Genomic DNA, 25,279 nt, shown 5'->3' on the forward strand with positions numbered 1-25,279 from the left:
GTATTGATAAAGGTAGTGTTATGTAACCGCTTGCACGCTCCAGGCACCATTGAGAAGGGACTTCCATTGAATCGAAAAATAACGAGTGATAAAAATGGCCTCGCACGCGATGTAACTATTTTCGATGTGGCCGAGAAGGCGGGAGTATCGCATTCCACCGTATCACGTGTGCTCAATAATAAAAACAATGTGAATGTGGAAACACGCGAGCGCGTTTTACAGGCAATGACACAGCTCGGCTATGTCAGTAACGTCTCTGCCCGCAGCCTGGCGAGAGGTTCTTCACATGTCGTGGGTTTACTGGTCGATCATCTCAATACTGGCTATATGGGTGAGATCATCCGGGGAATTGATGAGGAACTCGAAGCCCATAACTATAACCTGATGCTCTATACAACTCATCGCCAGAAATACAAGGAAGCCGCCTATGTGACCAAACTCACGCACGATTTTGCTGATGGCCTTATTCTGATTGTGCCTCGGAATGAAAAAGCCTATCTGGAGACCTTGCAGCAGCGCAAATTCCCTTACGTATTGATAGATTATCAGGGTTATAACCGCTATGTTCCTTCTATCATTACGACAAACCAGAAGGGAGGTTATGATGCTTGCAGTTATTTAATTGGCTTAGGGCATCGCAGAATCGGTTTTATCACGGGGGAAATGGCCTATGGTTGCTCGCCGGAACGCTTGGCAGGCTATCAGGCCGCGCTCGCTGAGCATGGCATCCCCTTTGATCCAGAACTGGTAAGTGAGGGCAATTTCCTGCAACCTCAGGGTTATCACTGCGCTCAGCATCTTCTCAGCTTACCTAAGCCACCCACGGCATTGTTCGTCTCGAACGACGTCATGGCCTTTGGTGCGATGGAGGCGGCGCGCGATCTCGGCTTTCGGATTCCCGATGATCTTTCAATTATTGGCTTTGATGACGTACCACAAGCGGCGCATGTGCATCCACCACTCACGACCGTCTGTCAGCCCCTGGTCGAAATGGGGCGTAGCGCGGCCAATCTGCTCCTAAAATATATTGCCAATCCAAAGTCAGAAGTAGAGCGTGTTGAATTGTCCACCAGGCTCGTCATTCGTGAATCATGCCATGTTCCACGCGCTCTAACCGAGTAAGTCTTGTGTGATAAAGAAGTATCAACGTCTTCAGATATGGTCAGCTTGCGAAAGTGTAAGAGGTTGGCTCAATTGTAAGTAGCAAATTGAGCCAACCCCTTGCACTTTCGCAGGTATTGAAACCTTCTTGGTGCTTAAACTATTTCTTTTGAAGGTAGGGCGACATCTTCAACATCTGGCTACGTACCACAGGGCGGAGCAATGGCAAGACCAGACCCACAACCCCTTTAGGGCGAGTCGCGTCCGCCACATCACGCATAATCTCATCAAATGTATGGCGTTGGTACTGTAAAAGCGCCTGACTCTCTTCAGTGTCAAGCCAGTCGGTGCAATATGGCTTACTATCAGGAGCGAAGGCATTATCAGGTGGCGGCTGAATACCAAGTTCACCAAGGGTGCGGTTGAGGTAGTCCCGATAGCGAATCTGGCACTTAGAACCACCACCAATTAGCCAGACCTTACCCCAGATAGGACTGTGCATCCCATTGGCAATTGCCAGGCCCACATCATAGGTATGCACCACCTCAATACGTGTGTTCAGAGGAATGGTATACATAATAGGGTGCATCTGACGCTCCTCCAAAGGAGGCACATCGCCAAAGCGATAGATAGCCCAGACCAGACCAGAATTTCGCAGCATCTGCTCACCCTCAAGCTTATGCTGGGTATACTCATCAGTCGCTATGACAGGATCGGTCACACGACGCGGAGGCTCCTTATCCTGCGTGGGGCCAAAAACATCCAGGCTGGAGCTAAAGAGCATCTTCGGCTGTGGATTCTGCTCTTTCGCGGCCTCGATGATGTTGCGTGTCCCCCCAACATTGACCTCCTTGGCGAGTTGAGGATTCTCGTCGACGGCGGGCGGAATTATATAGGCAAGATGGATGATAACGTCCTGCCCCTTTACAGCCTCCGCGACGACCTGAGCATCGCGAATATCACCCCAAATAATTTCGACTTTCCCCTCAACTTGCTGAGCCTTCTTCTCGGCCTTCTTCGACTTGAGATCGAAGCAGCGAACCGTTTGCCCTTGCTCAATAAGGGCCTGCACAGTACTGAAGCCAACGTTACCAAAAGCTCCGGTTACGAGAATACGCATAAATATAACTTTTCCTTCTACAGCTTTATTTTGTAAATACCGAATCAATATTGTGGCTCTGACGTGCTACCATAACGGGGAAGTGAGTGCGTCACGGCATTTCGAGCGGCATTATTGAGTTCGATGATAACGGAATCAAGTGGAGTGCCAGTGGTGGGGAGGCGAACATCAGATAATCGTCCCATTGAGACCGCCTGGTGTAGCACGTTTGAAACCTGATACGCAGCCTGGCGCGTCGCGACGAGCATATCTGAATCGCTCTTCATACGTTGCATGCGATTGAGCAGATTATTGAGCGAGCCAGCGACATGCCAGAGCATATGGCCCTCGCTCAAGTTCACACGCACCGTCAAATCGCCGTTGCTGATACGTGCATGGGTCTCGGCGATCTTCTGGAAACCCTCTTCAAGTTGCTGCTTCTGCTGCATCTGAGTGCGTACATGTTGCGCAAGCTCTTGCTGCAATGAGACAATTTCCTCAGCCCGGTCAGCGCGTCGAATGGTATTGATCATGTTGCGCATAATCGCGAATGTCATAGCGCCCACAATCAATTGAAGTGTAATAGGCACAATCAATGTAACTGTGAACAGTCCATCATCAAGCATCTGCTGATACGCGGCTGTATGAGGGACAAACATGCTTAAAAGGGCAATAATTATGCAACACAACACGCCCACGATCAGAGATGAGATCGGTGGCATCAGTGCACCTGCCAGGATAATAGCAATGGTAAAGACGCTATAGAGCGGTAACAACGAGGGGTCCAGGGGATTCGTAGCCAGGACGGCGCCAATACAGACTAAGTTATATCCGACAAGGAAGGCCGCGCTGACATAATTCCATCCCATCTTCCCAAATATAAACGAGCAACTCAGCATTATAAGGACAGCGATCCCAATTGGTGGTGATGAGGGACTCTTGGGCGAAAAGAAGATCATGATTGGCGAGAGCGGGACAAAGATCACGGAAATAAGTAATAGGAAACTACTCGTTAACTGCGCGTAGCGAGTACGCTCGCGCTCGCCTGGGGTCTTGTCTGGCCCGCGCTTTGGCAGGGACAATGCATACCACCAGGCCATAAATCGTTTCATGGTACCATTCCTCCTGACTCAGGGTCTCCGCGAAATCCAGATGTTCTAAAGCGTGTACGACGCCCTAACATGGCTGACACATCTGGTTCCTCGTAGAATGTTTTTATTCAATAATGTAGCGTGCCTGCAAATACGCTAGCACGCTATCGACAGTCTCGGGAGAGAGTTGCAACTGTGCTTTGATCTCTGGCACGGCTCGCATACCATTTATCATTGTCAATACGAGGCGGAGCACAAAACGCTGGCGCACAGTAAGAGATAGATACTCTTCTTGTGTCAGGTCGCGTTTTATGCGAGGACGCCAGTCAGGCACATAGTTCGATCCAGGCAAAGACCATTGTCCGCTGGGTGTATTTGACCTTATCGCGGGCCATTGCCCACTCGTAGAGGTTGGCTGACCAATCCCTGGCACAGGATAGGATGGCCCATTGGGTGCAGGTGAGAGATTGGGTGGAGACATTGAAGGTGGTGACGAAGGTCGCTCATCCTGGAGCTGTACATGCCATTCTGAGTATTGGGCCAATACCTTAAAAGCCTGCTCTCCCTGCAAGACAATTCTTTCTCTCTCTTGAATGTAGCAGGAAGTCATGGATCCAGCATTTACCGCAACATAGCCAGTTCGCCCCTTCTCCTTGAGAGGCTTGCTTAAAAGGCAAGATTCTCCATGCACAGAGAGGAAATCCAGCAATGTTTGCAGGTCAAGATAATAGACCTTCCCGTTCATTATACTCCTAATACACAAATACACAAATACACATTATCAACGGGCGATTTCTCTTCAGGATATTTTTTCCTATGTGCTGCCTCTTAAATACTCAGACGCCATTCTACCATCATCTATTGACATAGGTCAAATTAATAGTAAAATTGCGGTCTAACATCCCATAAAAGCTATTGCTTTCTAGCAGCTATTGTTCAGTTTATCGAGCCCCTAAATACACAATGATCCCTCATCGCGTGTGCGACGAGGGATCATCACAAATACAGATATACTATTTTTACCCCATCAAGAAGAAGGAATTGCCAATCCGCTTTACTCTTATTGCGCTACGGCCGTTTCCAGGCGGATCGAGAGCATGCGCGAGACACTCTCACGCATCGAGACTCCATAGATGACCTGAGCACCTGTCATGGTGACACGGTTATGGGTGATGACAATAAATTGCGTCTTCTGTGCCAGGCTTCTGAGAATATCACTAAAGCGAGTGACGTTAGATTCATCAAGCGCGGCGTCAACTTCGTCTAGGAGACAGAAGGGCGGAGGATTGACTTCCAACAAGGAAAAGAGGAGGGCCGCCGATACAAGCGCGCGCTCCCCACCTGAGAGCAAAGAGAGGTCCTGAACTTTCTTACCCGGAGGTTGCACTATTACTTCGATGCCAGTGGGCATGCTCGATGGACGAGCAGTAGAAGTATCACCCTCCTCCTCGCTAACCTTTGCTCGTACAAGTTCCAGGCGCGCATTTCCACCGTTAAAGAGGGTCGTAAAATGTTGCCCAAAACGGGCCGCGATAGCCTGGAAAGTGGAGTCAAACTGCTTTGCCATCGTCGCGTCAAGCTGGTCTATAATAGTGTGTAATTGGAGCGCGGCTTGATCAAGGTCCGAAATCTGCGAGCTGAGGAACTCATAGCGCGTCTTCGTCTCCTCATACAACTGAGGAGCGCTCTCGTCATAGCCACCCATAGCTTTCAAACGGCTCCGAAGCGTATCAACGCGCCGCCGCAGTTTGCGCAGATGAGCCTCTTCTTCTTCGGTCAAGCGCTCGCCGGTATCGACAGCCGATAGATCGGCCTCATTTGAAGTTTCGACACTCTCTGCCTGACGGAGTAGTTCTTGCGGGTCCTCAATTCCCAGTTCCTCATGGATCTGACCGAGTAGCGTATCCACCGCATCACGTGCCTTTTGGCTCTCAAGCAACGCCCGGCGATAGGCACTTTCACGCTCGCTCATCTCCCGCTGCAGGCGGGTGCGCTCCTGTTCCGTAGCCGCCATCTGTTGCTCAATCTCAACAAAACGCGCTTCGATGCTCTTCAAATGCTCGCTCTGCTCTCGCGCCTTCTGGCGATACTCTTCACTCTGCTGACGCTGTTGTTCAAGCCGTTCACGCAGTTGCTGTTCACGTTGCTCTAGCTCGCGAGCACGCTCTAGCTGTTGCCCTATCTGGGCTTTCACATCCTGAGATTGGCCCGTATATTGCGTGAGTTGTTGGCGCAATGCTTTGGCTTCCTGGCGCTTGACAGCGAGCGCGGTGCGAGCGCGTCCCAGTTCGTCCTGTTGTCTCCGATAGGCACTTGCCCGCTCCTCCATCTCGTAGCGCAAATCTTCGACCAGTCCGCTGAGTTCGCGCTGCTTTTTCTCATGTGCCTGAACGCGTTCCTGCCCCCGGCGACTTCTTGCTCCAAACCCGCGACTTCAGCGGCTAACTGCTGTTCAACTGAGGAAGAGAGCTTGATCTCAGTCTGTAAGCGCTCCTGGTCGCGCTGCGTGGTATTGAATAGTCGATTCCGCTCACTGACAAGCATGCTCAACTTCTGCAATTGCTTATCGAGCGCGCTCTGCTCAATACGACGTCCTTCCTGAGCGCGCTGCACCTCACTCAGTTTGGCATTGAGCCCATTGAGTTCCTCTTTGCGCTCCTCCACCTGCTGGGGAAGTTCGCGTAGCTCGCGCTCATGAGCGAGTAGGCCCTGTTGCGCATCGCCCTTGCCCGCTCCACCAGAGAGCCAGCCATCGACATGCAAAATCTCACCCTGAGTAGTAACAATGGTCGTAAAAGGAAGATCACTTACCGACGAAATGCTTAAGGGCAAGGCCCAGGACAGGAGTTCGCGGGCGGCATCCAGGTCGCGCGCGATGACAACGCCGCGCAGCAAACGCTGGAAGAGCGCCCTGTATCTGGCATCACAGGCAATACGCGTCCCGGCAAAGCCAATAACACGCTCGCGGAGTTGGGGTCGCTGGTCAAGGAAGCGGCGTAGCACTGCCTCCTCTTCCTGACCCTGAATCCCGCTAACCTCTATGCCATTCTCGTCTTCGCCCTCACGTTCCAGCCAGACAACGAGAGCATTGCCATTCTTCGTGGTTCGTAAGTAGTCCTGGCACTGGAGCGCATCTTCAAGGGTCTCGACAACCACGGCCTGCATATAGGGTCCGAGTGCGGCTTCCAATGCCTGTTCCATCCCTTCGGGCACAACGCCAAGTTGAGGTACAGGACCAAGCATTCCATGCAACTTGCCAGAGGGCGCACGCAACAGAGCACGCACCCCATCACTATAGCCGCTCAGGCTTTGACGCCAGGTTTTAAGCAGGTTGAGACGGTCAGAGAGCGCACGCCGCTTCCGCTCAGCATCCGCGATCAAGCCCTTTAAGCGCTCCATCTCCTGCTGTCCTTCGGCGATGATTTTCGCGAGACGCTGTCTCTGCTGCTGAGCCTGCCCTTCTTCTTCACGCGCGGCTTGCAGGCGCTCACGTTCTTCGGCCAGCTTGCTTTCGAGGGTTCGCTGCGCCTGTTGTGCTTGGGCGATGGTATCACGACGGGAGGCGAGAGTGCGATTGCGCTCCCCTAGCTGCTTTTGCAGACGTCCTAGCTCACTCTGACTGGACCCCAGGCGCGCCTGCACCTGCACAAGATCGTTCTGAGATCCTCGCAAACGGCGCTCATCCAACTCATACTCTTTCTGCGCACGCGAGACACGCATCTCCAATTCAGCCAGTTTAGACGCGCCTTCGTCAACCGCTTCATCCGCCAGATCGCACTGCTCTTCCATGTCAATGACCTGCTTTTGCAGTGCTATTAGGCGCTCACGTAGACGACGCTCTTCTCGTTGAAAGTCGCCGCGTTGGCGTTCGAAGCCACCAAGCCGCTCCTCGCTCACCGCTAATTCGCGCTCGCTCTGTTGAAACAGGTCATTCGACGCATTCCAGGCGGAGCGAGCCTCTGCGATATTGGCTTGGGTCTGCTGGCGCGTGGAGCGCTGCGCCGCGCTTTGATCAATTACCCTTTGCAGCGCTTGCTCTAGCTCACCTCGCAGGTGATGTTGTTCACGCTCTACCTGACCTGTTCGTTCGCTGCTGGCGCGTAAGCGACGATACTGTAACGCAAACCAGTCGAGCAACACGGACTGTAACTCTGCACTCACCTGCTGATGCTCTACCGCACGTTTGGCTTGCGCCTCCATAGGCCCTAGACGCGGCTCAATCTCGCTAACAATGTCTCGCACACGTTCAAGATTCTGTTCAGTCTGGCGTAAGCGATTGTCAGCATCGGCACGCTGCACTTGAAAAGGGCGAATGCCAGCGGCGTTCTCAAAGAGGCTGCGCCGCTCCTCGGCTCGAAGACTCAGAGCGGCATCGATCATCCCCTGCCCAATGACGGTATAGGAATCGTGCCCTATGCGAGCCTGGGCCAGGAGCAAGAGCACATCTTTGAGTCTGACCTTTTGCTTATTGATAAGGTATTCATTCTCGCCCGAGCGATATGAACGACGCGTAACCGTAATTTCGCTATATTCAGAAGGGACCCAGCCCGTACTATTATCAATCGTCAAAGATACCTCGGCCATACCGAGTGCCGCCTTTCCCTGTCCACCCACAAAAATAATATCGTCGCTCTTCTTACCACGCAACTGGCGCATATTCTGTTCACCAAGCACCCAGCGCATAGCGTCCGCGACGTTCGACTTCCCCGATCCATTAGGCCCCACCACTGCCGTTATACCAGAGCTAAACTCCAGCACTGTACGCGATGCGAAGCTCTTAAAACCAAGCATTTCCAGGCGTTTTAAATACACAACGCGGTCCCTTCCTCCAAGCAAATTAGTACGAGCGTCGTTTCGATCATACCATAGCCTGACCTAACCCGCCAAGTATAGCCAGCGCTACCATCGCCCGGAAAGCCCATCCCTAGTAGATCCTTCTGAGACCAGATAAAACAAATACCAGAAAGCGAGAAGGGAGAGGCTTCTCTCTTTCTGGTATTCGCGGAAAGCGAGGTATGCACAGTAGTATGAGTGTGTCGCAGGCCATTCGTACCGACCCACATAGACAGCATACCCTCACGCCTAAATCATTTATCTGCCTCTATACATACTCCCTGTATCATCATTATCCCTCTTTACACAGACCTCGTTTCCTCAATCGATCACACCTGAAGCGATATACCAGGATGCAATAGTTTCGGAGAGGTTGGATTCGAGTTGAGCCCGTCACTCACTGAAGCTGAACGTCTATTAGCTCTTTTCTTCTATTTCTGACTTAAAGGGTGATTGTAGAGACCAGGGGCTGATCCATCTTTCTTTTTTTGCGCTCTGTATGAAGGCCAGTTGTACGCTGCACCCAGGTCTGTTATGCATTCTCAGGCGTGTAATCAAAGGAGATGCCCCCCCTTTTCTCAAGGGGCAGTTTCTGTAATGCTTGAAAAGATGGTGCTTTGCGAAAGCATTGCGTGTACCCAGTCGCAAAAAAATGCATGGTGCCCTCATTCCCATCGAGAGTCCAAAGCCATTCTGACAACCCACTTGGAGTTTGCCGTTCATCTGAACGATCAATGCCTTGCAGGGTCAAATGTGTCGCACAAGGCCAGGAGAAATCACATTTTACCTCAGACACATCATGAAAAACGAGCGTAGCAGGAGCAACCCAAAACGAAAAAGAGATTTCAGGGGGAGTGGGGGGAATCCATTGGAGAAGATAGTCAATATCAAAACCGAGATCCCATTCATTCAGAAGAAAAGCCATTGCATGTATGGTACTATCATGCCATCCCATGTCCTCAAAATCATCTTGGGTCCAAATTCGCTTTTCTAGAGTGTAAGATTCCATTTGCTCTTCTGCGTCTCTCACTTTGTGAAGATATCTAACTTCTTGAGTTGGCCTATGGTAAGCTTTTGCATATCATTCTGGCGATAGTAGTAGCCAGTGGTTGATGCTTCTGAACCCATCCCTGATGAAGTACTGGCATTATCTCTTTGCAAACGAGATAATGGATCAAACGCAAAAGCATATCGAACGCGATAAAGGACGCAGGGCCATTCATCAGCGTTCCAATCATCCCCTTGCGGTGGCTGCTTAAAGGCAAAAGCATCCTGCTCACAGGACACCATGACACTAAACGATTCCAGAGTGCCGACTGGTTGGCCCTGGCACGCATCGACACTGGTTGGCGCATATTCTTTTAAGCCAAAGCAGCTTAGGAGTGCTGAAGTGCGCGTATGCGTCTGGATGGAGAAATATCCTTTAGCCAGCGCGATAGGTTGACCAGCAACCATCACACACATCTCCATTGTTTCGGCTGCCGAAAATCTCAGGCTCGCGTGCGTATCCAGGTGAAAGGGGCTATTGCTAAAATAGCCTGGAATAGGCAGTGCTTCGGGCATAGGTCACTCCTTCCTCTTTGCGAAAGACTCTCATCATAAGTATGCTCATGTGACGACTCCGCTTGGGTTAAAACCCAGCGGCTTCTCAGGAGGCTTAAGCTTCCTGACGGTTCCGTCCGAACCAAAGAGCTTTGATGTTGATTGCCGCATTGTGGTCTCTATCCAACTCACATCCACACTCGCATGAATGCCATCGTTGCGAGAGCGCCTTCTTGCGAACCGTGCCACAACTGCTGCACACTTGACTGGTGTACTTGGGATCAACCAACACGACGCGCCCACCAGTCTCTTCCACTTTGTAGGTGCAGAACATGATGAATTGATGCCAACCAGCATCGAGTATGCTTTTGTTCAGACCAGATTTCGCACTGGCCCCGTTGGGAAGATATTGCCCCGTTTCTTCATCCTGCTTCGGCTTCGCTCTTCGAGAGAGGTTGGCGGGTGCGATATCCTCGAAAACGATAACCTCATACGTATCTATGAGCCTTCGCGACCATTGGTGAAGAGAGTCGTTGCGTTGATTGCGCACCTTCCGGTGAAGCTTTGCCACGCGCTGAACTGCCTTCTTGCGTCGATGGCTCCCGCGCTTCTTTCTCGATAGTGCTTGCCCGGCCTTCGCTAGTCGCTTTTCAGCGCGTCGGTAGTGCTTCGGGTTCTCAATGACATCACCAGTGGAGAGGGTGGCAAGCTTTGATACTCCCAAGTCTATTCCCACTGTCTCATCAGTGTAGGGCGTGCGTGACATCGCCTCCACTTCACAGGCAAAACAGACGTACCAGCATGAGCCTTCTCGCTTAACTGTGGTTGTCTTGACCTTCCCTTGTAGTTCCCGATGCCATTTCACTTTGATACTGCCAAGGTTGGTAATCTGAAGTCGTGTATTGACGATCTTCCAACCAGCGGCATCAGGGAAACAGAAGCTATCGTAACGATGTACTGACTGATACCGTGGGTATCCGGGCTTTTCTCCTGCTTTCACCCGTCGAAAGAAATCTTTGAATGCATTGTCCACACGATGAAGGACATTTTGCAGGACGTGAGAGCCGATCTCTTGATACTCTTGTCTGATCTCATTGCGAATACTCGTGAGAGAGCGGCATTGTCCCGCAAAGTTCATCGACTCATGAGCGTACTTCCACGCCTCTTTGCGTTCCTGAAGCGCTGCATTATACAGCTCACAACATCGGATAAGGGTCCATTCAAGCTTCTCCATCTGTGCTTTGGTAGGGGAGAGGCGATATTTATACGTCCTTATTGGCATCCTTGCCTCTCCCTTTCTGCTGGTGTTTGATGTATTCACGCAAAGCCCAGATAACCTCACCATTGAACGAACGTCCATGATCCTCTGCCAACTGCTTCATAGCATCTCGAACCTCTTGAGGATAGCGCGTATTGATGTTGATTGTTTCGTCTTTTTTGTGCTCACTCATGTAGCTATTTTAGCACATTTCTAGCTACATAGCAAGGACTAAAGCCCATTTCTGTCAGAAAGCATGGTAGCTAGTGCGCCTCCGTTTTTAGGATCGATCACACTTAAAACATTGCCGCTGGAAGTGTGATCGATCCTAAAAACGAAAATGCTACACGACGCGAACCCAACCCCGCGCGCAGCGTATGAGGAAAGCACCATCCTCCACTATCATGCGACTCTGACCGGGCATTGGCTCCAGGCTATAAGAATAGCAATTGCGGACCTCGAATGCGTTCCATTCGTGACCGGGGGCTTCGATGCGAATGGGGGCATCCCAGTGACCAACCCCCTGAATAAAGTTATAGACATCGCGTGCGTCCCACTGGTCCACATGAACAATGAAGTCGTCTTCTCCGGGAAAGCGATGATAACTGCTCTGGGTATCGTCCTGCTCAATAAGCTCGACTTCGCCACGATACAGTTGCCAGGCGGCACGCGCCAGCAGATCTCCACCCAGGCGCGCGCAACGCTCCTCCAATTGCTCATAGCTGATCCCCTCAAGCACCTCAATGCGCTCCTGGAGGACAATGGGACCACTATCCATATTTTCATTCATGAGATGGATCGAAACACCAGTTTCATGAGCGTGCTCCCGAAACGTCCAGAAGAGCGGTTCCGGTCCCCGGTTGGCTGGCAAGAGCGAAGGGTGCACATTGAGGCATCCAAGCCGGGGAAGATGGAGAAGCGAAGCAGGAAGCAGGCGCGAAAAGCAGGCGACACAGATCAGATCCGGCTCATAGCCAGCGAGTGTTGCATGAGTTAGAGCGTCGCTCAGCCGACTCACGCGCCAGATGGGAATGCTATGTTTCGCCGCTATTTGTACAATATTGGTATGTAGTGAGCTATGCGCGAGAGGCAAGATTGTACGAGTGCGAGTGGGTACTTCGTGCCGCTCTATAGAAGCGCTTGCCGCGCCCTGCAAAGGATTTACAGGCAGAATAACAGCACTGACCTCAATCCCAGCGTCCAATAATGCTGCCAATGGTGGCGCGGAGAATGCCCCAGGCATACCAAAGAAAAGCACACGCGGGGGTGACTCAAGCTCACTACTATTTGACATGGCGGATAGCATCTTGTAGTATCTCAGTATCACTCACTCTCAGCGACTCGTTCATTGCGTATGTAGCCACTGGGACGTTGTAGTATGAGCATAGCCTATGCTCAATCAGGAGTTTTCATCATGCCACGTATGGTCTATTGTGTCAAACTAAAGCGCGAACTCCCAGGACTGGATAAACCACCTTTCCCTGGAGAGCTAGGACAGCGCATCTATGACAACGTTTCGCAACAGGCATGGCAAATGTGGCCCGCACAGAGCACGCAGATCATCTCCGAGCGTGGCTTAAACATGGTTGATCCTCAGGCACGCAAGACCCTGCGTCAGGAGATGGAGAAATTCTTCTTCGGATCAGGTGAGCAGCCACAGGCAGCCCAAGCGGCGGGACAGTCACATCTTGTCTTTTGCGCCAAACTTCAGCGCGAACTCCCAGGACTGGCGAAACCACCCTTCCCCGGAGCACTCGGACAGCGTATCTATGAGAGCATTTCACAACAGGCGTGGGACATGTGGCCTGCGCAGAGTACGCTTATCATTAATCACTACGGACTGAATATGGCCGATCCAGAGGCGCGCAAAATCCTACGCGAACAAATGGAGGAGTTCTTCTTCGGCAAGGACGCGCGCATGCCCGAAGGCTGGTCGCCCGAAGAGGTAGGCGCGGGCGCAGGTCCTCGCAGTAAAGGCGGCGGCGGCGGAGCGGCACGCAAGAAGTAAAAGGGAACCCTTCACCTATGCCCAATTTACGAGAAGAGGGAGCGATCCTGCTCGTTTCCTGTTATGAGCAGGGGCACCAGCCCTTCCACCTGGCATCGCTCAATGCGATGCTGCGTCAGGAAGGCTACGCCCCCAGGGTGGTGGATACCTCCCTGGACCCTCTCAGCGACTCGACTATTCGTCAGGCTCGCTTTATCGCTATATCCGTTCCCATGCATACCGCGCTCCGCCTGGGTGAGGCACTGGCACGGCGCGTGCGTGAGGTCAATCCAGAGGCCCATATCTGCCTGTATGGGCTCTATGCCCTGCTGAATGCCGATCACTTGCTGCGAGATGCGATTGATTCGGCCATCGGCGGCGAGTATGATGTTCCGCTCCTCAAACTGGTACAGGCGCTTGAGGAAGGTGTCACGTTCCCGCCCGGCGTACGCACACGCCAACAGGCGAGTGGAGCCTGGATCGAGCGAACGCCTTTCATGGTTCCTCTACGCCGTCAGCTTCCAGCACTCACACGTTACGCTCGCCTGCAATGGGGCAATGACATGCGCATTGTGGGCTACACTGAAAGCACACGCGGCTGCAAGCATACCTGCCTGCATTGTCCCGTGACGCCTGTGTATCAAGGGCGCTTCTTCGCGATTCCACAGGAGATTGTGCTCGCTGACATTCGCGCGCAGGTTAGACGAGGCGCGCGGCATATCACCTTCGGCGATCCAGACTTCTGGAACGGTCCAACCCACGCGCTACGCATCGCACGCGCCCTGCATAGCGAGTTCCCCGATGTGACCTTTGACGCAACGATCAAAATTGAGCACCTGCTCAAGCATGCGCATCTGCTTCCCGAGATGCGCGAGCTTGGATGCGTCTTTATTGTCTCAGCCGTCGAGTCACTCAACGATAACGCGCTTCTCCGCCTGGATAAGGGACATACTGCCGAAGAAGCACGCCGCGCCTTCGCCCTGACCCGAGAGGCTGGGATCATACTTCGCCCCTCACTCCTCCCCTTTTCTCCCTGGGAGAGCCTCGAAAGCTACATTGAAATTCTTGATTTCTTTGAGCAGGAGCACTACATCGAGCATATTGACCCTGTCCACCTCTCAATTCGCTTACTCATCCCGCCTGGTTCTGCCTTGTTAGAGCAGGAGGAGAGTCAGGCATGGCTGCGCGATCTGGACGCGGAGAACTACACCTATCGCTGGCAACATTCCGATCCTCGTATGGACCAACTCTACGAGCGAGTTGCAACCCTGGTCGCGGAAGGTGAGAGACGACAGGAAGACCCGGCTCTGACCTTCTTCCAGGTCAAAGCGCTCGCGCTCGCCGCACAGGGCAAAGACTTCTCAGTCGAGGAGGCACTTGCAGCCTATGGTCCGCGCGAAGTGCTTCCCCACCTGACAGAATCATGGTTCTGCTGAGCAGAGCCAGCATAGGGCCGGTCGGGTCCCAGGACATGAAAACAAAGCAGGCACCTCGTTTCATACTATGTATGGGATAAGGTGCCTGCTTTCAGGCAATGTTAGCAGCCAGCGGATATCCCTGCATTACCATATCCCAATTTCAGATATGCCAATACAGGTACGAGATTTACCAGCGGAAAAAGGTCAAACCGTCGCGCCCCCAGATGTCACACGCCGAGGTTGAAACCCATACGCCTCGGTAATTACGATCGCAGGACCAATCTTCTTCTGTAACCGGCTCACAGGTCGCGCCAGGATTACCGCCACGGCCACTTACCTTCTCCAACTCGGCATCGCTCAGCTCAGCAATATCAGCAGATTTGGAAAGCCCATCTTTCAAGGCATCGATGTTAATAAACTGCATGGTTAGATATATTCCCTTCTTAAATTTCAACCTATATTCGATAGCCACCCTTGCAGAGAAAGAAGAAATGCTCTGTAGAAACTCATTTGCTTATTTCCATCATAAAGTGACACTTAGTTAGATTCACCACTTTAGGATTCTATATCGCTAAGTGACCATCTTTTATCATTATATGCAGCATCACAAATGATACATTTCAAATAGCCGATATAAACTTTATAATCCTTCTTGCAACCCACATACATAAGCATGGGCGTTGGTAAGAAAATACCAATGCCCGTGCTTATCCAGACCCTACCTGGAAGTTTAAACAAACTAGAATATTAGAGAATCAAGAGGCAAAGCCTGACGCCTACTTGATCTGCATAAATACCACGCGCCAACCATCTGGATCTTCGACCGTTACACTGCGATCAGCACTCCAGTAGGGATTCTCAGGTGGCACAGATGGAAAACCCATGTCCGCCAACCGCGCTACAATGCGATCCATCGCCTCACGATCCTCCATATATAAGACCAGTAAGTTATCGCGCGATGGTGCGGGACATGGACTCCCATCTACATGCTGAGTAAACTCCAGGTGATAGGTCACTCCAGGGAGGCCGAGCAGGACGCCGGTATAGCCCGCGCCCTCAAAACGCTCAATAAAGGGTAAGCCCACTCCTTCCTGGTAGAAACGCACAACTTCATCGAGGCGATCCGTAGGGCGCGCGACGCGGGCGCGTATGACTGGTAATGTCGTGGGCCATTGTTCTTGTGCCGTCAAAGGGGTTTCTCCTCTCATTTGCTACAAAATAGCTCGCCTGGAACGAGTTTCACCATTCTACCAACAACATAACCTATGTCACATCCAACACTTGACCAGTATGATCGCCCCCTGACCTGTCCATAAGGACAGTGTTCGCATGCCTATTTCTCAAGTTCATGAAAAAAGCAATTTGGCATATTAGTCATGAAACAATTTTCTTTTTCCCGTCTCTGTGCTATTGTTTATCGCGAGAGCGTAAAGCATCGCAATGTTTCTGATCCTTATCTATCTGCTTTTATCTATTTACTCCTTATCCGGAAACCTGAGCGCGTGTGTTACAACAAACATCAACCCTCGTATGAGGGTTGGTTTTCGCATAAGACCTTAAGGGAGAGAAGATGAATAATGCGAATTGGAATCGCAGCATCTATCGTTTTACCTGGCTTGCCATATTAGGAATAATTTTCTGTTTTGTCATCGTTTCCGCCTGTATCCTTGCCCTTTTGCGGCCTGAAGCATTTCAGGGTATGGGAAGGGCCCTTTCTTTTCCAGCGGCCTCGGCTAATTCCTCTTTGGCAAATCCGAACGTAAGCAAACCAAATGAACAGGCAATACAACCCACAGCGACGGCACAAGCACCTGTGATTACCGTTGCAAGCCCACTCACTATTCTCTTTGCGAAGGGGCAGGATGGTGGGCAGATCAGCAAGGATATGATAACGGGCAATCAGTTCACCGTCACAGGCTCCGGGCAGGCTGCCGGAAAAAGATTTTCTGACGCCTTTTATGTCTACACAGATAGATTTGGAAATACAGTAAAACCACAACTCACGCCAGCTTATGCGACACTGCATATTGATGGAAAACCTGCGAAAGCCTTTTTAGAAGAGGTGCCTGCTTATAATCCTTCTCATACCTACAAAGTGAAGCTCAAAGTGTGGAATGGAACGCCTCTAACTGTTGGTATCCCTGATGACAACTTGAGTGATAATACTGGCGCATTGATGATACTCTTTTCTTGAGAGAGGTTTATAGATGAGTAAACGACAAGTTATTTCAGTGGATCGTAGACAACGGTTCTGGGAATTTTTTATCTTTGGTTGTGTCTTTATTGCCCTTTTCATCTTCTGGCTTGTGATTCGAGCGGGTCTGGTGATCAGTTTTATCACTGGTGTCCTGGCGGGTATCTGTCTCGCGGCAGCCTGGTATCACTGGTTCTGGCAGGCGCGAACCGGGTCAACGCGCATCCTCACGACTGTTTCCAAACAGCCAGAAGAGCCAGCAGAAAACCTCGCCCGGCAGGAAGATGCGGTCTCTGCGAATCCTAAAGCAACGTCAGAAAAGGCACCACAAAAAGAGACCAGCGCAAAGACAATACTAACCAAAGCTGAAACACTTCCTCAGGCAGCTAGTAAAGAATCTGAGCCAGTTCTCGTGATACCTTCTGGTGGCGATAAAACGTTTAGCGAAGTGATCCCGTTGTCGAATGTGACATTAGTTGCGCCTGAGCCAGGGCAGATTCCTGATGATGACGATGACGACGATGACGAAGAGTTGGTACCAGCCAATCATGAACATGTTGAGGCGATAGTCGCCTCTATCACCAAAAATACAGAGAAGCTACATATCGAAGCCTACTGTGTAAAATGTCATGTCAAGCGCGATATGCATAACCCAAGACTGGTACGTCTAAAAAATGGGCATCCGGCACTAGCTTCCCGATGCCCAATTTGTGCATCGAAACTGTATCGTATCATTAGCGCTAAAAAGAATAGCGAGTGGATGAACCTTGGGGAGAAAAATGAAACTCCCTCTACCGTATAGCAGCTTCTTCTTTCCAAGTTTGCATTTGTAAGTAGGTACGGTATTCAGACCGAAGGTTCATGACCTCATAACCTTCGGCCTGAGTCATGATCGCGGATTTCAGGGCTTTGCCAACGGAGGGTAACTTGCAGTTGGGATTCGCCCTGGGCCTTCGCCAGAACTGCGTTCAGCTCGGCGTTGAACTTAATGCCAAGCTGCACCTCCCATTCACTAGGGCGTGTCTTCACCGCCATCTTCTGGATCGTCTCGCTGACATTGATGGCGCAGACACTAATAAGCTCACGCGCGCTCTTAAACGCCTCGCGAAGTTGCTGCTCCTGAGCCTCATATGCCTCACTAAATGGCCCTGGTGGAAGCACTGCTGGCTGCTTTGGCAGCAATGCTGTCGAATCATCAACCTCTATCAGAATTTCAATGTCTTTACCATTGTGTTTTTCAATATCTCGCAGAACAGACATATTCAACCTCTACGTTTCATACAATCCGGCACATATATTGAGCATTTTATCTCAATATCATATAAACGTAGAGAGATACCGCAATTCTCCCTATCATCCAGCAAATACTCCGAAAGTTGCGCATCCTCCCCTTCACATAGCTATAATACGAAGAAGGAAAGCATCTAAAGGAAAAATATGCATAGATCCACCCACGCCCTGCTCAAGCTACCGCTCCAAATGACAGCAACCATTGGGCGACAGCTTGAAATCGAGACGCTCACTGCACTGCTGCGACAAGAGGAGGCACGCCTCGTCACGCTCACAGGTCCCGGTGGTGTGGGTAAGACGCGCCTGAGCCTGGAAGTCGCACGCGCCCTGTATCAAGACTTCCCCGAAGGTGTATGCTTTGTCTCGCTCGCCCCGCTTCGGGGACGCGAACAGGTATTCCTCGCACTCCTGAACGCCTTTGGAATCGCAGAGAGCAGCAAAGATGCCCCCTGGATCGCCTACATTCCTACCTCTATCCGCGCCAAATGCTCCTGCTCCTCGATAACTTTGAACATTTGCTGGACGTAGCGGATCTCATCCCTGAACTGCTGATAGCACCACATCTCAAAATCCTGGCAACCAGTCGCGAGCCCCTTCGCCTCTATGGCGAGCGCGAAATAGAAGTACATCCATTACCAATCAGAGATACACACCCAACCAGGAGCAGCGAAATTGGACCCGCTTCACGCCTCTTCGTTGAGCGTGCCCAGGCTGTGCGACCCGGATTTGATCTGACGGATGAGAACGCCATATGCATAGCGGAAATCTGTCAACGCCTCGATGGCCTACCCCTGGCAATTGAACTGGCTGCGGCCCGAATCAAGCTGCTGACACCACAGGAGCTATTAGCCCGCCTGAATAGCCGCCTCGCACTTCTCGTTGGCGGACCTCGCGACCTGCCCCAACGCCAACAGACGCTACGCCATACGCTTGATTGGAGCTATGAACTGCTCTCAGAGGAAGAGAAGCGCGCCTTCCGCCACCTGGGCTGCCTCATTGGCACCTGGGACATCGCGGCGGCTTCGGCCTGCATAGCCAGCGATCTCGACGACATAGCGACACTTGACATGCTCTCCTCCCTCGTTGACAAAAGCCTGGTACGCCCAGTGACTTCCACGATAGAGGGAACGCGCTTTATGTTGCTGGAAACAATCCATGAGTATGCCGCGACACATCTGCAACAGAGCGGTGAAGAGCGAGATTGCGAGCTACGGCACGCGATACATTATCTTCAACAGGCTCGTAAAGCTGACATGCATCTGCACGGCGCCGGACAACAGGTCTGGGTAAAACGCTTAGATGAAGATGCCCCCAACCTGCTACTAGCCCTTCGTCGCGCGCTTCAGCGCCAGGATGCGACGATGGCGCTCCAACTAGGCGACACCCTGAGCGACTACCTGCTCTTACGCCATACGCGCCAGAACGACCTCGAAAGACTCCTCGCGCTAGACTGGCAAGAGGGAAACACAGAATTACAAGCATGCCGCGCCCGCGTGCTCTATAGCGCGGGTTGCCTGGCGCTCTTACGCGGAGAGATAGCCCTGTCATGGCAACGCCTGGAAGCCAGCCGTGATTTAGCTCGTCAGTGTAAAATGGGATCAACATTAGCTCTTTCATTAGGAATGCTCGCGATCCTTGAAATGCAGCGCGGAGCCTACAGCGATGCGCGCTCCCTGATAGAAGAGGGTTTGAGACACCTCAAGGGCGAGGAAAATCAGTGGCGCAAAGCCGCACTCCACCGCATGTATGGCAATATCGCCACGCGTCAGGGAGACTTAGAAACAGCCCAGACACACTATTCCCTCAGCCTGATGCTCCTACGCGAAAGCGGTGGCAAACGCGAACTGGCTGACCTCTACATCAGCCAGGCGACCATTATGCACCTGCGCGGTAAGCTACGCACCGCCCTCTACCTCTACCGACACGGACTGGCATCCTTTGAGGAACTGGCTGACCTGCAAGGGCAGGTACGCTGCCTCACCGGCATGGGAGCAGCCCACGCGGCGCAAGGCCTATATCATGAAGCTGAGCAATACCTACAGCAGGCGCTCACCCTCGCTCAACAACTTGGGGATCGAGAGGGGCGCGCCTCTGCTCTGCGTGAACTAGGGCTGATCCACCTCTACCAGAGCGAGGGGCAAGGGAAACACTTCACTATCATCACCACATCTCTCAAAGAAAGCCTGCGCCTCTCAAGCGAACTCAAGCAACTTCCAGGCAAAGCGCATACACTGCTCGCCCTGGGCGATGTAGAACGCTGGCGTGGTAATCGGCAGGCAGCTAACGGGTACTACGAGGAAAGTCTAGAGTTAGCCCGGCGCATGAACGACAATTTGACGCGCACGCGCGTCCTCTGCGCGCAGGCAATGCTAGCCCACAAAGCAGAGGATTTCCCACGAGCCTGCAATCACCTGAAGGAGGGCGTACAACTCGCATGGCGGATTGGGAACCATATCGCCATCGCGACCGAGCTTGAGAGCATGGCGTACCTCTGCCTGCACACGCAACAGCCAGAACTGGCGACGCAACTGCTCGGTAGCGCCGATAATCTTCGCGACACGCTTCAAACGCCCCTACACCCCATGCAGCGGACCGAATATCAACACCTACATGACGCGCTCCGGGCCGAGATCAGTCCCGCGACCTGGAACGAGAACTGGCATATGGGGCGCTCGCTCCTCCTCGCCCAGGTCGTGGACCTCGTAACACATATCACTATTCCACCAACTCAGGGCACGGAACCACAATCAATCACACCACTCACAGAAAACCCCTTCCGTCTCACCGCGCGAGAATGCGAGGTTTTACGCCTGCTCGCGCTTGGCTACCCCGATATGCGTATAGCAAGCGAACTTGTCCTCAGCCGCCGCACCGTCAACACGCACCTGCGCTCCATCTATGCCAAACTCGGCGTCAGCACTCGGACCACCGCCGCCCGCCTCGCATTTGAGCACAAACTCACCTGACCATTTTCGCAATCGATCACACGTCCATACGCACAGCTAGTCCTTGCTCTTCTTTAACATACGTGACAAGCTTCACCAGAAGCCCCTGATTCGCAATTTGAGTTAAGGAAACAATGAACCAGCCAAACCACACATCTTTCTCTTTGATGACCAGTTGATTGCTCTCCAGATGAAGCGAGCCGACCTGGGGCCAGAAGAGTCTGCTTTCGCTCCTGCTCAGGTCATGCGAAGTGACCGCGAGACCGGGAAAGACTATTGGTCGCCCAGTCTTGAACCTGGCAAGAATGCGAGGCTATTGGGCCTCTGCCACACCACGTTCTATAACGCTACCAAGCTCGTCAACATCTTTGATCAGTGCTAGCAAGGTAATCGCCGACCCATTCTTAAGCCGCACTATATAATCTGTTTGGATCTGACCATATCCTTGCAGCGCGGACTTCCGCCTCACAAGCTCGATCTGTGACCAGGCGACCACGCGCTTTTCACGTCCCTCATGATACACAAAACCGTCCTTATAGAGATGAACGATAATCTTGCGCCTGAGAGGAGTCACCAAGGTCTTATGCCTCCGAAGCGTGCTTGCTGCCGATAAACATACAAATACGAAACCATTTAAGCTAAAAAATGCAGATGGAAGCAGGCTAATAAGGGGCACAGGATACGGCCCAAAAATCCGAATGACATAAAATAAAAAAATAGAGAAGACAAAAGGGCTTAACATGAAACAATATAAGAGGCATTGCAGGCCAAACCGAACCATATCAGAATACCTCATCTTTGTCCTATACACCCCAATTAACTGAGATGTCTCGACAGCTTGCTCAGCATCAGTTGCAAGAGTGTGAGTGGCTAGTGAATGGGATTCATCCTGAAGAACTTCACCACAGAGGATATATTCCATCAATTGCAGGCAAATTTCCACATTCGTCACCTTGTGGAGTGGGACCATCGCCCAATGCCAGGTTTCGTGCCCGCGACTGATAACGAGCGCGCCTTGACTCTCATCAATCCACGGCATGTGCATCCCCTCCCAGGATATAAAGTGCTCGCCCGCCTCGACGCCGATCCCCCTTAGCTTGAATTTTCGATCTAATCGCCCCAATGCCTTTCTCATTATCCAGTTCATTCCAGTCGAATATCGCGCCTCCTGAAAAAGGGATTCGCGCTCGTCGGGAATGAGCCATATTCCTTCCGAGTTGAGCGTCAGGGCGCCAAACTGAAATGCCTGACTCGCCTCATAACGTTCAAGTATCGAAGGAAGCAAAGCCTCGGTAAAGCATTGAACGAGCAGTCGTCCCCTGCCATCATCAAATGTATATCCTCTACCGCCACTGGTCACGAATACATGACCCCAACCAAGAGGAGTAGACGAAAGCATACTATTTTCTGGTGGAAGTATGCTATAACGCTGAATGCCCGCTATATCCTCCCAACGGACCACCTCTTTGACATACTTTGTCGTACCAATCACAAACCCGCCCGCGCACAAATAGAAACGCGACGCACCCCACATCCACTTCTTCAAAGGAAACCAGAGCACCAGCAGGCCGCAGATAAATAAAATGCCACCTGTGATATCACTACCAAACATTAATTCATCGTACTTAACCGCCATCGGGGCAACCAATAAGGATAAGCGTGAACTTACAACAAAAAAAATCGCACCCCACCACAAAATTGCAAATATATACGGCCAGAATAACGGCTTCTTACTGCGGAACTCAACGCGAGGCACACCCAGGTTGTGCGCCTCTGCGACCTGATATGCTCTTGGGCTGAGTATATCAACAGCCTCCATGCTTTCGCCTCCGTAGAGAATTTTACCTTAATGCACAGTGCGCGCTTGCTTTGTGCCTGCGTAGTATACGCTTCCTCTCTCCTTACACGCAATACTCAGCCATTGACCCAACATTTCTCCGATCCATCACACTTCCACATACAAATCAAGCCCTGAGAAGATAATCTTTTCTCAGGGCTTGATGACTACATGTTCTCGATAGAGAGACTACTCAATCCTGGCTGATGACAACTTTCCCGAAACGTGGCTGCTCAGCGTAATACTTGTGGGCTGCTATGGCGTCATCAAATGCGAATACGCGATCTATGACCGGCTTGAGGCGATGCTGCGAGATAGCGCGGTTCATTGCCAGAAAGTGCGCGCGATTCCCCAGGGCAATGCGACGCAGGGTAAAGAAGTTCCCAATCAAAGCGCGAATGTTGATCGTTGAGGAGGTGTTGGCAAGCCAGCCAACCATACTGATCTGGCCCTCTACAGCGGTCGCCTTGATAGATTGCTCAAGCGTATCCGCACCTCCGACCTCAATGACGCGCTCCACACCCTGACCACGCGTTAACTCAAGCACAGCCTCATGCCATGCTGGATTCGTGCGATAATTGATCACCTCATCCGCGCCCAATGCCTTGAGTCGTTGCGCCTTATCGTCGCTGGATGTGGTAGCGATGACACGCGCCCCGAACAATTTAGAGAACTGAAGCGCAAAGAGCGATACCCCTCCAGATCCCATAGTAAGCACCGTATCCCCCGCGCTTATCTGTCGTCCCCAGGTCAAAGCATTCCAGGCAGTAACAGCGGCACAGGGGAGCGTAGCGGCCTCTGCAAATGAGAGATGCTCAGGAATAGTGACCATGCCTTCTTCTGGTAAGATCGCATACTCGGTGAGCAGGCCATTCATCGAGCCTCCAAGCTGTTTGGAATACTCCCAGCCAAAGGGGCCGTCTGTCCAGTAGGGAAGCACGGCACACATCACCCTTTCCCCAATATGCACGCGTGTTACATCTGAACCGACCGAGACAACTTCACCAGCCCCATCAGATACTGGCACCACGTCTGGAAGGACAGGCCACGGGTAGGTCCCTTGCATGACCATAAGTTCGCGCTGATTGAGTGAATTGGCTCGCACGCGGACCAGCACCTCACGCGAACCCGGCACTGGCATCTCATGCTCTTTTATAGCCAGTCCGGACAGGCCGGAGCCTTTGTCTATATGATAACTTCTCATAATGCGCTCCTTGCAATCTTTTATTACAGGCAGGTTTGCTTAAAAATGATAGTCATAGATAATGCGGCTGTTCTCGTTCAGTAGCCAGAAGATAGTGCCGCTTCCCGCCACCCCGCCACCAGCAGCAGGCACCATCTTCCAGGTAAAGGTCACGCCGCCATGATGCTCTTGCACCTCACTAGCTAACTGGAAGAGAAAACCACCTTTATTTACAAACTGTTCATAGGCTCCGCTCACCCTCACTTCAAGCGCCTCATACCCACGATATTCATTCTGCGGAGTGTATTGCACACCATCGGGCGCGTAGAGCGAGGCAATACCTGCGCGACGTTTTTCAGCATCGGCTTCGTTCCAGAGGGCCATATAATTTTCCACAAGCTGTTGCAGGTTCATAGCTTCTGATCGACTCATTTGTTATTTCTCCTTGGATCTCACTATGTGTGTTTCGCATTCACAAGGTTGATTGTAGTGCTCAATGGTGCTAGAATTGGCCCTAATTAAGAGAACCGCGAGGAGATTCAAGAGTATTGGTGTATCGCCCGACTGCTCGCATCCTGACGGTGCTAGAGCTACTGCAATCTCACGGGCACATGACAGGCGCGGAACTTGCCCGCCGGTTGGAGGTCCATATTCGAACCGTGCGCAGCTATGTCGAGACACTACAAGATCTCGGCATTCCCGTAGAGGCCGAACGGGGTCGCTATGGGGCTTACCGCCTGCGACCCGGCTATAAGCTTCCGCCACTCATCTTTACAGAGGATGAATCATTCGCCCTTACGTTAAGCCTGCTTATGACTCGGGAGCATGGACTTGAGCAGGCTTCACCAGCCTTTGAGGGGGCGCTCGCCAAAATTATGCGTGTCCTTCCCCCAACGACACGAGCACAGATTCAGGCTGTGGAGCAAGCGGTGATCTTCGAGGATCGCTCGTTTCGAGTCGCCCCCCCTGTCCTCTCGGTAGCGGTGCTTAGTTCGGCATTACGCGCTGGGCAAGCCGTGCGGCTCCACTATCGCTCCGCGCAAGGGCTAATCACTGAGCGTGTATTCAATCCCTATGGAGTTGTTTATCACGAAGGGGCCTGGTATACCATTGGCTACTGCCATCTACGCCAGGGGAGGCGCCTCTTTCGCCTGGATCGCGTTCAGCATATAGAGGTGACCAGCGAAACGTTCGAACGACCCGAGAATTTCCAGGCCTTAGAAGCGGTACAGCACGCGCTAGCCTCCGTTCCGCGTGTCTGGCAGATAGAAGTATGGTTAGGAACAACCCTTGAAAGAATTCAAAACCAGACGCGACTCTCCAAAGCCCAGTTCATAGAGGTTCCCGATGGGGTCCTGATCCGTGGGGATGTAGGAGATCTGGAATGGGCGGCTCACTTCCTCGCGGGCTCGGCGTTCCCCTGAAAATCCACCGGCCCCACGAATTACGCGACGTTCTACGCCAGTATGCCCTCACACTGGCAAGCTATACCGAACAGGAT

At 52.0% G+C, this 25,279-nt stretch carries 22 protein-coding genes and 1 pseudogene; 8 read left to right on the forward strand and 15 right to left on the reverse strand.

Annotated elements, in window-relative coordinates; all coding sequences use genetic code 11:
* The first annotated feature begins 66 nt into the window (after positions 1-66).
* Positions 67-1,122 (forward strand): LacI family DNA-binding transcriptional regulator, encoded by a 1,056-nt coding sequence (locus K3T82_RS32065; RefSeq protein WP_220197613.1) that lies wholly within the window; start codon positions 67-69, stop codon positions 1,120-1,122.
* Between the two features lie 139 nt (positions 1,123-1,261).
* Here the strand turns inward: K3T82_RS32065 and K3T82_RS32070 are convergent, their stop codons facing one another.
* The 9 genes from K3T82_RS32070 to K3T82_RS32105 form a co-directional block, all read right to left on the reverse strand.
* On the reverse strand, positions 1,262-2,221 hold the full coding sequence (locus K3T82_RS32070; RefSeq protein WP_220197614.1) for an NAD-dependent epimerase/dehydratase family protein: 960 nt from the start codon (positions 2,219-2,221) through the stop codon (positions 1,262-1,264).
* Positions 2,222-2,265: 44 nt separating this feature from the next.
* Positions 2,266-3,312, reverse strand: a complete 1,047-nt coding sequence (locus K3T82_RS32075) for a hypothetical protein (RefSeq protein WP_220197615.1) — start codon at positions 3,310-3,312, stop codon at positions 2,266-2,268.
* A 103-nt stretch (positions 3,313-3,415) separates the two neighbouring features.
* Complete coding sequence (locus tag K3T82_RS32080; RefSeq protein WP_220197616.1) at positions 3,416-4,036, reverse strand: helix-turn-helix domain-containing protein; 621 nt, start codon at positions 4,034-4,036, stop codon at positions 3,416-3,418.
* A 315-nt stretch (positions 4,037-4,351) separates the two neighbouring features.
* A complete protein-coding gene (locus K3T82_RS48200) occupies positions 4,352-5,485 on the reverse strand; it encodes an AAA family ATPase (RefSeq protein ID WP_236031780.1) in 1,134 nt (377 codons plus the stop codon).
* A complete protein-coding gene (locus K3T82_RS32085; protein ID WP_220197617.1) occupies positions 5,482-8,103 on the reverse strand; it encodes a chromosome segregation SMC family protein in 2,622 nt (873 codons plus the stop codon). The genes K3T82_RS48200 and K3T82_RS32085 overlap by 4 nt, the downstream gene beginning before the upstream one ends.
* A 1,047-nt stretch (positions 8,104-9,150) precedes the next feature.
* On the reverse strand, positions 9,151-9,687 hold the full coding sequence (locus K3T82_RS32090; protein WP_220197618.1) for an MBT domain-containing protein: 537 nt from the start codon (positions 9,685-9,687) through the stop codon (positions 9,151-9,153).
* A 94-nt stretch (positions 9,688-9,781) separates the two neighbouring features.
* Positions 9,782-10,948, reverse strand: a complete 1,167-nt coding sequence (locus K3T82_RS32095; RefSeq protein WP_236031693.1) for an RNA-guided endonuclease InsQ/TnpB family protein — start codon at positions 10,946-10,948, stop codon at positions 9,782-9,784.
* Positions 10,929-11,117, reverse strand: coding sequence for an Arc family DNA-binding protein (locus K3T82_RS32100; protein ID WP_220197619.1), 189 nt, complete (start codon positions 11,115-11,117; stop codon positions 10,929-10,931). The genes K3T82_RS32095 and K3T82_RS32100 overlap by 20 nt, the downstream gene beginning before the upstream one ends.
* Before the next feature lie 150 nt (positions 11,118-11,267).
* Entirely contained in the window at positions 11,268-12,218 is a 951-nt protein-coding gene (locus K3T82_RS32105) for a methionyl-tRNA formyltransferase (RefSeq protein ID WP_220197620.1), read from the reverse strand.
* 120 nt (positions 12,219-12,338) lie between these two features.
* Between K3T82_RS32105 and K3T82_RS32110 the strand changes: the two genes are divergently transcribed.
* Together K3T82_RS32110 and K3T82_RS32115 are read left to right on the forward strand one after the other, a co-directional pair.
* Entirely contained in the window at positions 12,339-12,932 is a 594-nt protein-coding gene (locus K3T82_RS32110) for an oxidative damage protection protein (RefSeq protein ID WP_220197621.1), read from the forward strand.
* A gap of 17 nt (positions 12,933-12,949) precedes the next feature.
* On the forward strand, positions 12,950-14,347 hold the full coding sequence (locus tag K3T82_RS32115; protein ID WP_220197622.1) for a CUAEP/CCAEP-tail radical SAM (seleno)protein: 1,398 nt from the start codon (positions 12,950-12,952) through the stop codon (positions 14,345-14,347).
* A 169-nt stretch (positions 14,348-14,516) separates the two neighbouring features.
* On the opposite strand, the gene K3T82_RS32120 is transcribed toward K3T82_RS32115, so the two are convergent.
* Together K3T82_RS32120 and K3T82_RS32125 are read right to left on the reverse strand one after the other, a co-directional pair.
* A complete protein-coding gene (locus tag K3T82_RS32120; RefSeq protein WP_220197623.1) occupies positions 14,517-14,753 on the reverse strand; it encodes a hypothetical protein in 237 nt (78 codons plus the stop codon).
* Positions 14,754-15,105: 352 nt separating this feature from the next.
* Positions 15,106-15,519, reverse strand: coding sequence for a VOC family protein (locus K3T82_RS32125; RefSeq protein ID WP_220197624.1), 414 nt, complete (start codon positions 15,517-15,519; stop codon positions 15,106-15,108).
* 380 nt (positions 15,520-15,899) lie between these two features.
* Between K3T82_RS32125 and K3T82_RS32130 the strand changes: the two genes are divergently transcribed.
* Both K3T82_RS32130 and K3T82_RS32135 read left to right on the forward strand, forming a co-directional pair.
* Complete coding sequence (locus tag K3T82_RS32130) at positions 15,900-16,523, forward strand: hypothetical protein (protein WP_220197625.1); 624 nt, start codon at positions 15,900-15,902, stop codon at positions 16,521-16,523.
* Positions 16,524-16,536: 13 nt separating this feature from the next.
* On the forward strand, positions 16,537-17,325 hold the full coding sequence (locus K3T82_RS32135; protein ID WP_220197626.1) for a DUF5679 domain-containing protein: 789 nt from the start codon (positions 16,537-16,539) through the stop codon (positions 17,323-17,325).
* 65 nt (positions 17,326-17,390) lie between these two features.
* On the opposite strand, the gene K3T82_RS32140 is transcribed toward K3T82_RS32135, so the two are convergent.
* On the reverse strand, positions 17,391-17,783 hold the full coding sequence (locus K3T82_RS32140) for a CU044_2847 family protein (RefSeq protein WP_220197627.1): 393 nt from the start codon (positions 17,781-17,783) through the stop codon (positions 17,391-17,393).
* A gap of 177 nt (positions 17,784-17,960) precedes the next feature.
* On the opposite strand from K3T82_RS32140, the gene K3T82_RS32145 reads away from it, so the two are divergent.
* Positions 17,961-18,341: an AAA family ATPase gene (locus tag K3T82_RS32145; RefSeq protein ID WP_220197628.1), complete on the forward strand. Its 381-nt coding sequence runs from the start codon at positions 17,961-17,963 to the stop codon at positions 18,339-18,341.
* Entirely contained in the window at positions 18,329-20,779 is a 2,451-nt protein-coding gene (locus tag K3T82_RS32150) for a tetratricopeptide repeat protein (RefSeq protein WP_220197629.1), read from the forward strand. The genes K3T82_RS32145 and K3T82_RS32150 overlap by 13 nt, the downstream gene beginning before the upstream one ends.
* Positions 20,780-20,795: 16 nt before the next feature.
* Here K3T82_RS32150 and K3T82_RS32155 read toward each other — a convergent pair.
* From K3T82_RS32155 to K3T82_RS32165, 3 genes and pseudogenes are all read right to left on the reverse strand, one after another.
* Positions 20,796-22,577, reverse strand: a pseudogene (locus K3T82_RS32155) (DUF6585 family protein).
* A gap of 211 nt (positions 22,578-22,788) precedes the next feature.
* On the reverse strand, positions 22,789-23,799 hold the full coding sequence (locus K3T82_RS32160; protein WP_220197631.1) for a zinc-dependent alcohol dehydrogenase family protein: 1,011 nt from the start codon (positions 23,797-23,799) through the stop codon (positions 22,789-22,791).
* Positions 23,800-23,838: 39 nt separating this feature from the next.
* Complete coding sequence (locus K3T82_RS32165; protein WP_220197632.1) at positions 23,839-24,210, reverse strand: nuclear transport factor 2 family protein; 372 nt, start codon at positions 24,208-24,210, stop codon at positions 23,839-23,841.
* Positions 24,211-24,329: 119 nt separating this feature from the next.
* Here K3T82_RS32165 and K3T82_RS32170 point away from each other — a divergent pair, with 119 nt between their 5' ends.
* Positions 24,330-25,202: a helix-turn-helix transcriptional regulator gene (locus K3T82_RS32170; RefSeq protein WP_236031694.1), complete on the forward strand. Its 873-nt coding sequence runs from the start codon at positions 24,330-24,332 to the stop codon at positions 25,200-25,202.
* Positions 25,203-25,279 lie beyond the last annotated feature (77 nt).

It is taken from the genome of Ktedonospora formicarum (assembly GCF_016587355.1).
Classification (GTDB): domain Bacteria; phylum Chloroflexota; class Ktedonobacteria; order Ktedonobacterales; family Ktedonobacteraceae; genus Ktedonobacter; species Ktedonobacter formicarum.

What these genes read in the sequence shown, in the direction of transcription:
- K3T82_RS32070 (WP_220197614.1), bottom strand. Translation starts at nt 2,221, where the DNA reads ATGCGTATTCTCGTAACCGGAGCTTTTGGTAACGTTGGCTTCAGTACT.
- K3T82_RS32075 (WP_220197615.1), bottom strand. Translation starts at nt 3,312, where the DNA reads ATGAAACGATTTATGGCCTGGTGGTATGCATTGTCCCTGCCAAAGCGC.
- K3T82_RS32080 (WP_220197616.1), bottom strand. Translation starts at nt 4,036, where the DNA reads ATGAACGGGAAGGTCTATTATCTTGACCTGCAAACATTGCTGGATTTC.
- K3T82_RS32090 (WP_220197618.1), bottom strand. Translation starts at nt 9,687, where the DNA reads ATGCCCGAAGCACTGCCTATTCCAGGCTATTTTAGCAATAGCCCCTTT.
- K3T82_RS32095 (WP_236031693.1), bottom strand. Translation starts at nt 10,948, where the DNA reads ATGCCAATAAGGACGTATAAATATCGCCTCTCCCCTACCAAAGCACAG.
- K3T82_RS32100 (WP_220197619.1), bottom strand. Translation starts at nt 11,117, where the DNA reads ATGAGTGAGCACAAAAAAGACGAAACAATCAACATCAATACGCGCTAT.
- K3T82_RS32105 (WP_220197620.1), bottom strand. Translation starts at nt 12,218, where the DNA reads ATGTCAAATAGTAGTGAGCTTGAGTCACCCCCGCGTGTGCTTTTCTTT.
- K3T82_RS32110 (WP_220197621.1), top strand. Translation starts at nt 12,339, where the DNA reads ATGCCACGTATGGTCTATTGTGTCAAACTAAAGCGCGAACTCCCAGGA.
- K3T82_RS32115 (WP_220197622.1), top strand. Translation starts at nt 12,950, where the DNA reads ATGCCCAATTTACGAGAAGAGGGAGCGATCCTGCTCGTTTCCTGTTAT.
- K3T82_RS32120 (WP_220197623.1), bottom strand. Translation starts at nt 14,753, where the DNA reads ATGCAGTTTATTAACATCGATGCCTTGAAAGATGGGCTTTCCAAATCT.
- K3T82_RS32130 (WP_220197625.1), top strand. Translation starts at nt 15,900, where the DNA reads ATGAATAATGCGAATTGGAATCGCAGCATCTATCGTTTTACCTGGCTT.
- K3T82_RS32135 (WP_220197626.1), top strand. Translation starts at nt 16,537, where the DNA reads ATGAGTAAACGACAAGTTATTTCAGTGGATCGTAGACAACGGTTCTGG.
- K3T82_RS32140 (WP_220197627.1), bottom strand. Translation starts at nt 17,783, where the DNA reads ATGTCTGTTCTGCGAGATATTGAAAAACACAATGGTAAAGACATTGAA.
- K3T82_RS32145 (WP_220197628.1), top strand. Translation starts at nt 17,961, where the DNA reads ATGCATAGATCCACCCACGCCCTGCTCAAGCTACCGCTCCAAATGACA.
- K3T82_RS32160 (WP_220197631.1), bottom strand. Translation starts at nt 23,799, where the DNA reads ATGAGAAGTTATCATATAGACAAAGGCTCCGGCCTGTCCGGACTGGCT.
- K3T82_RS32165 (WP_220197632.1), bottom strand. Translation starts at nt 24,210, where the DNA reads ATGAGTCGATCAGAAGCTATGAACCTGCAACAGCTTGTGGAAAATTAT.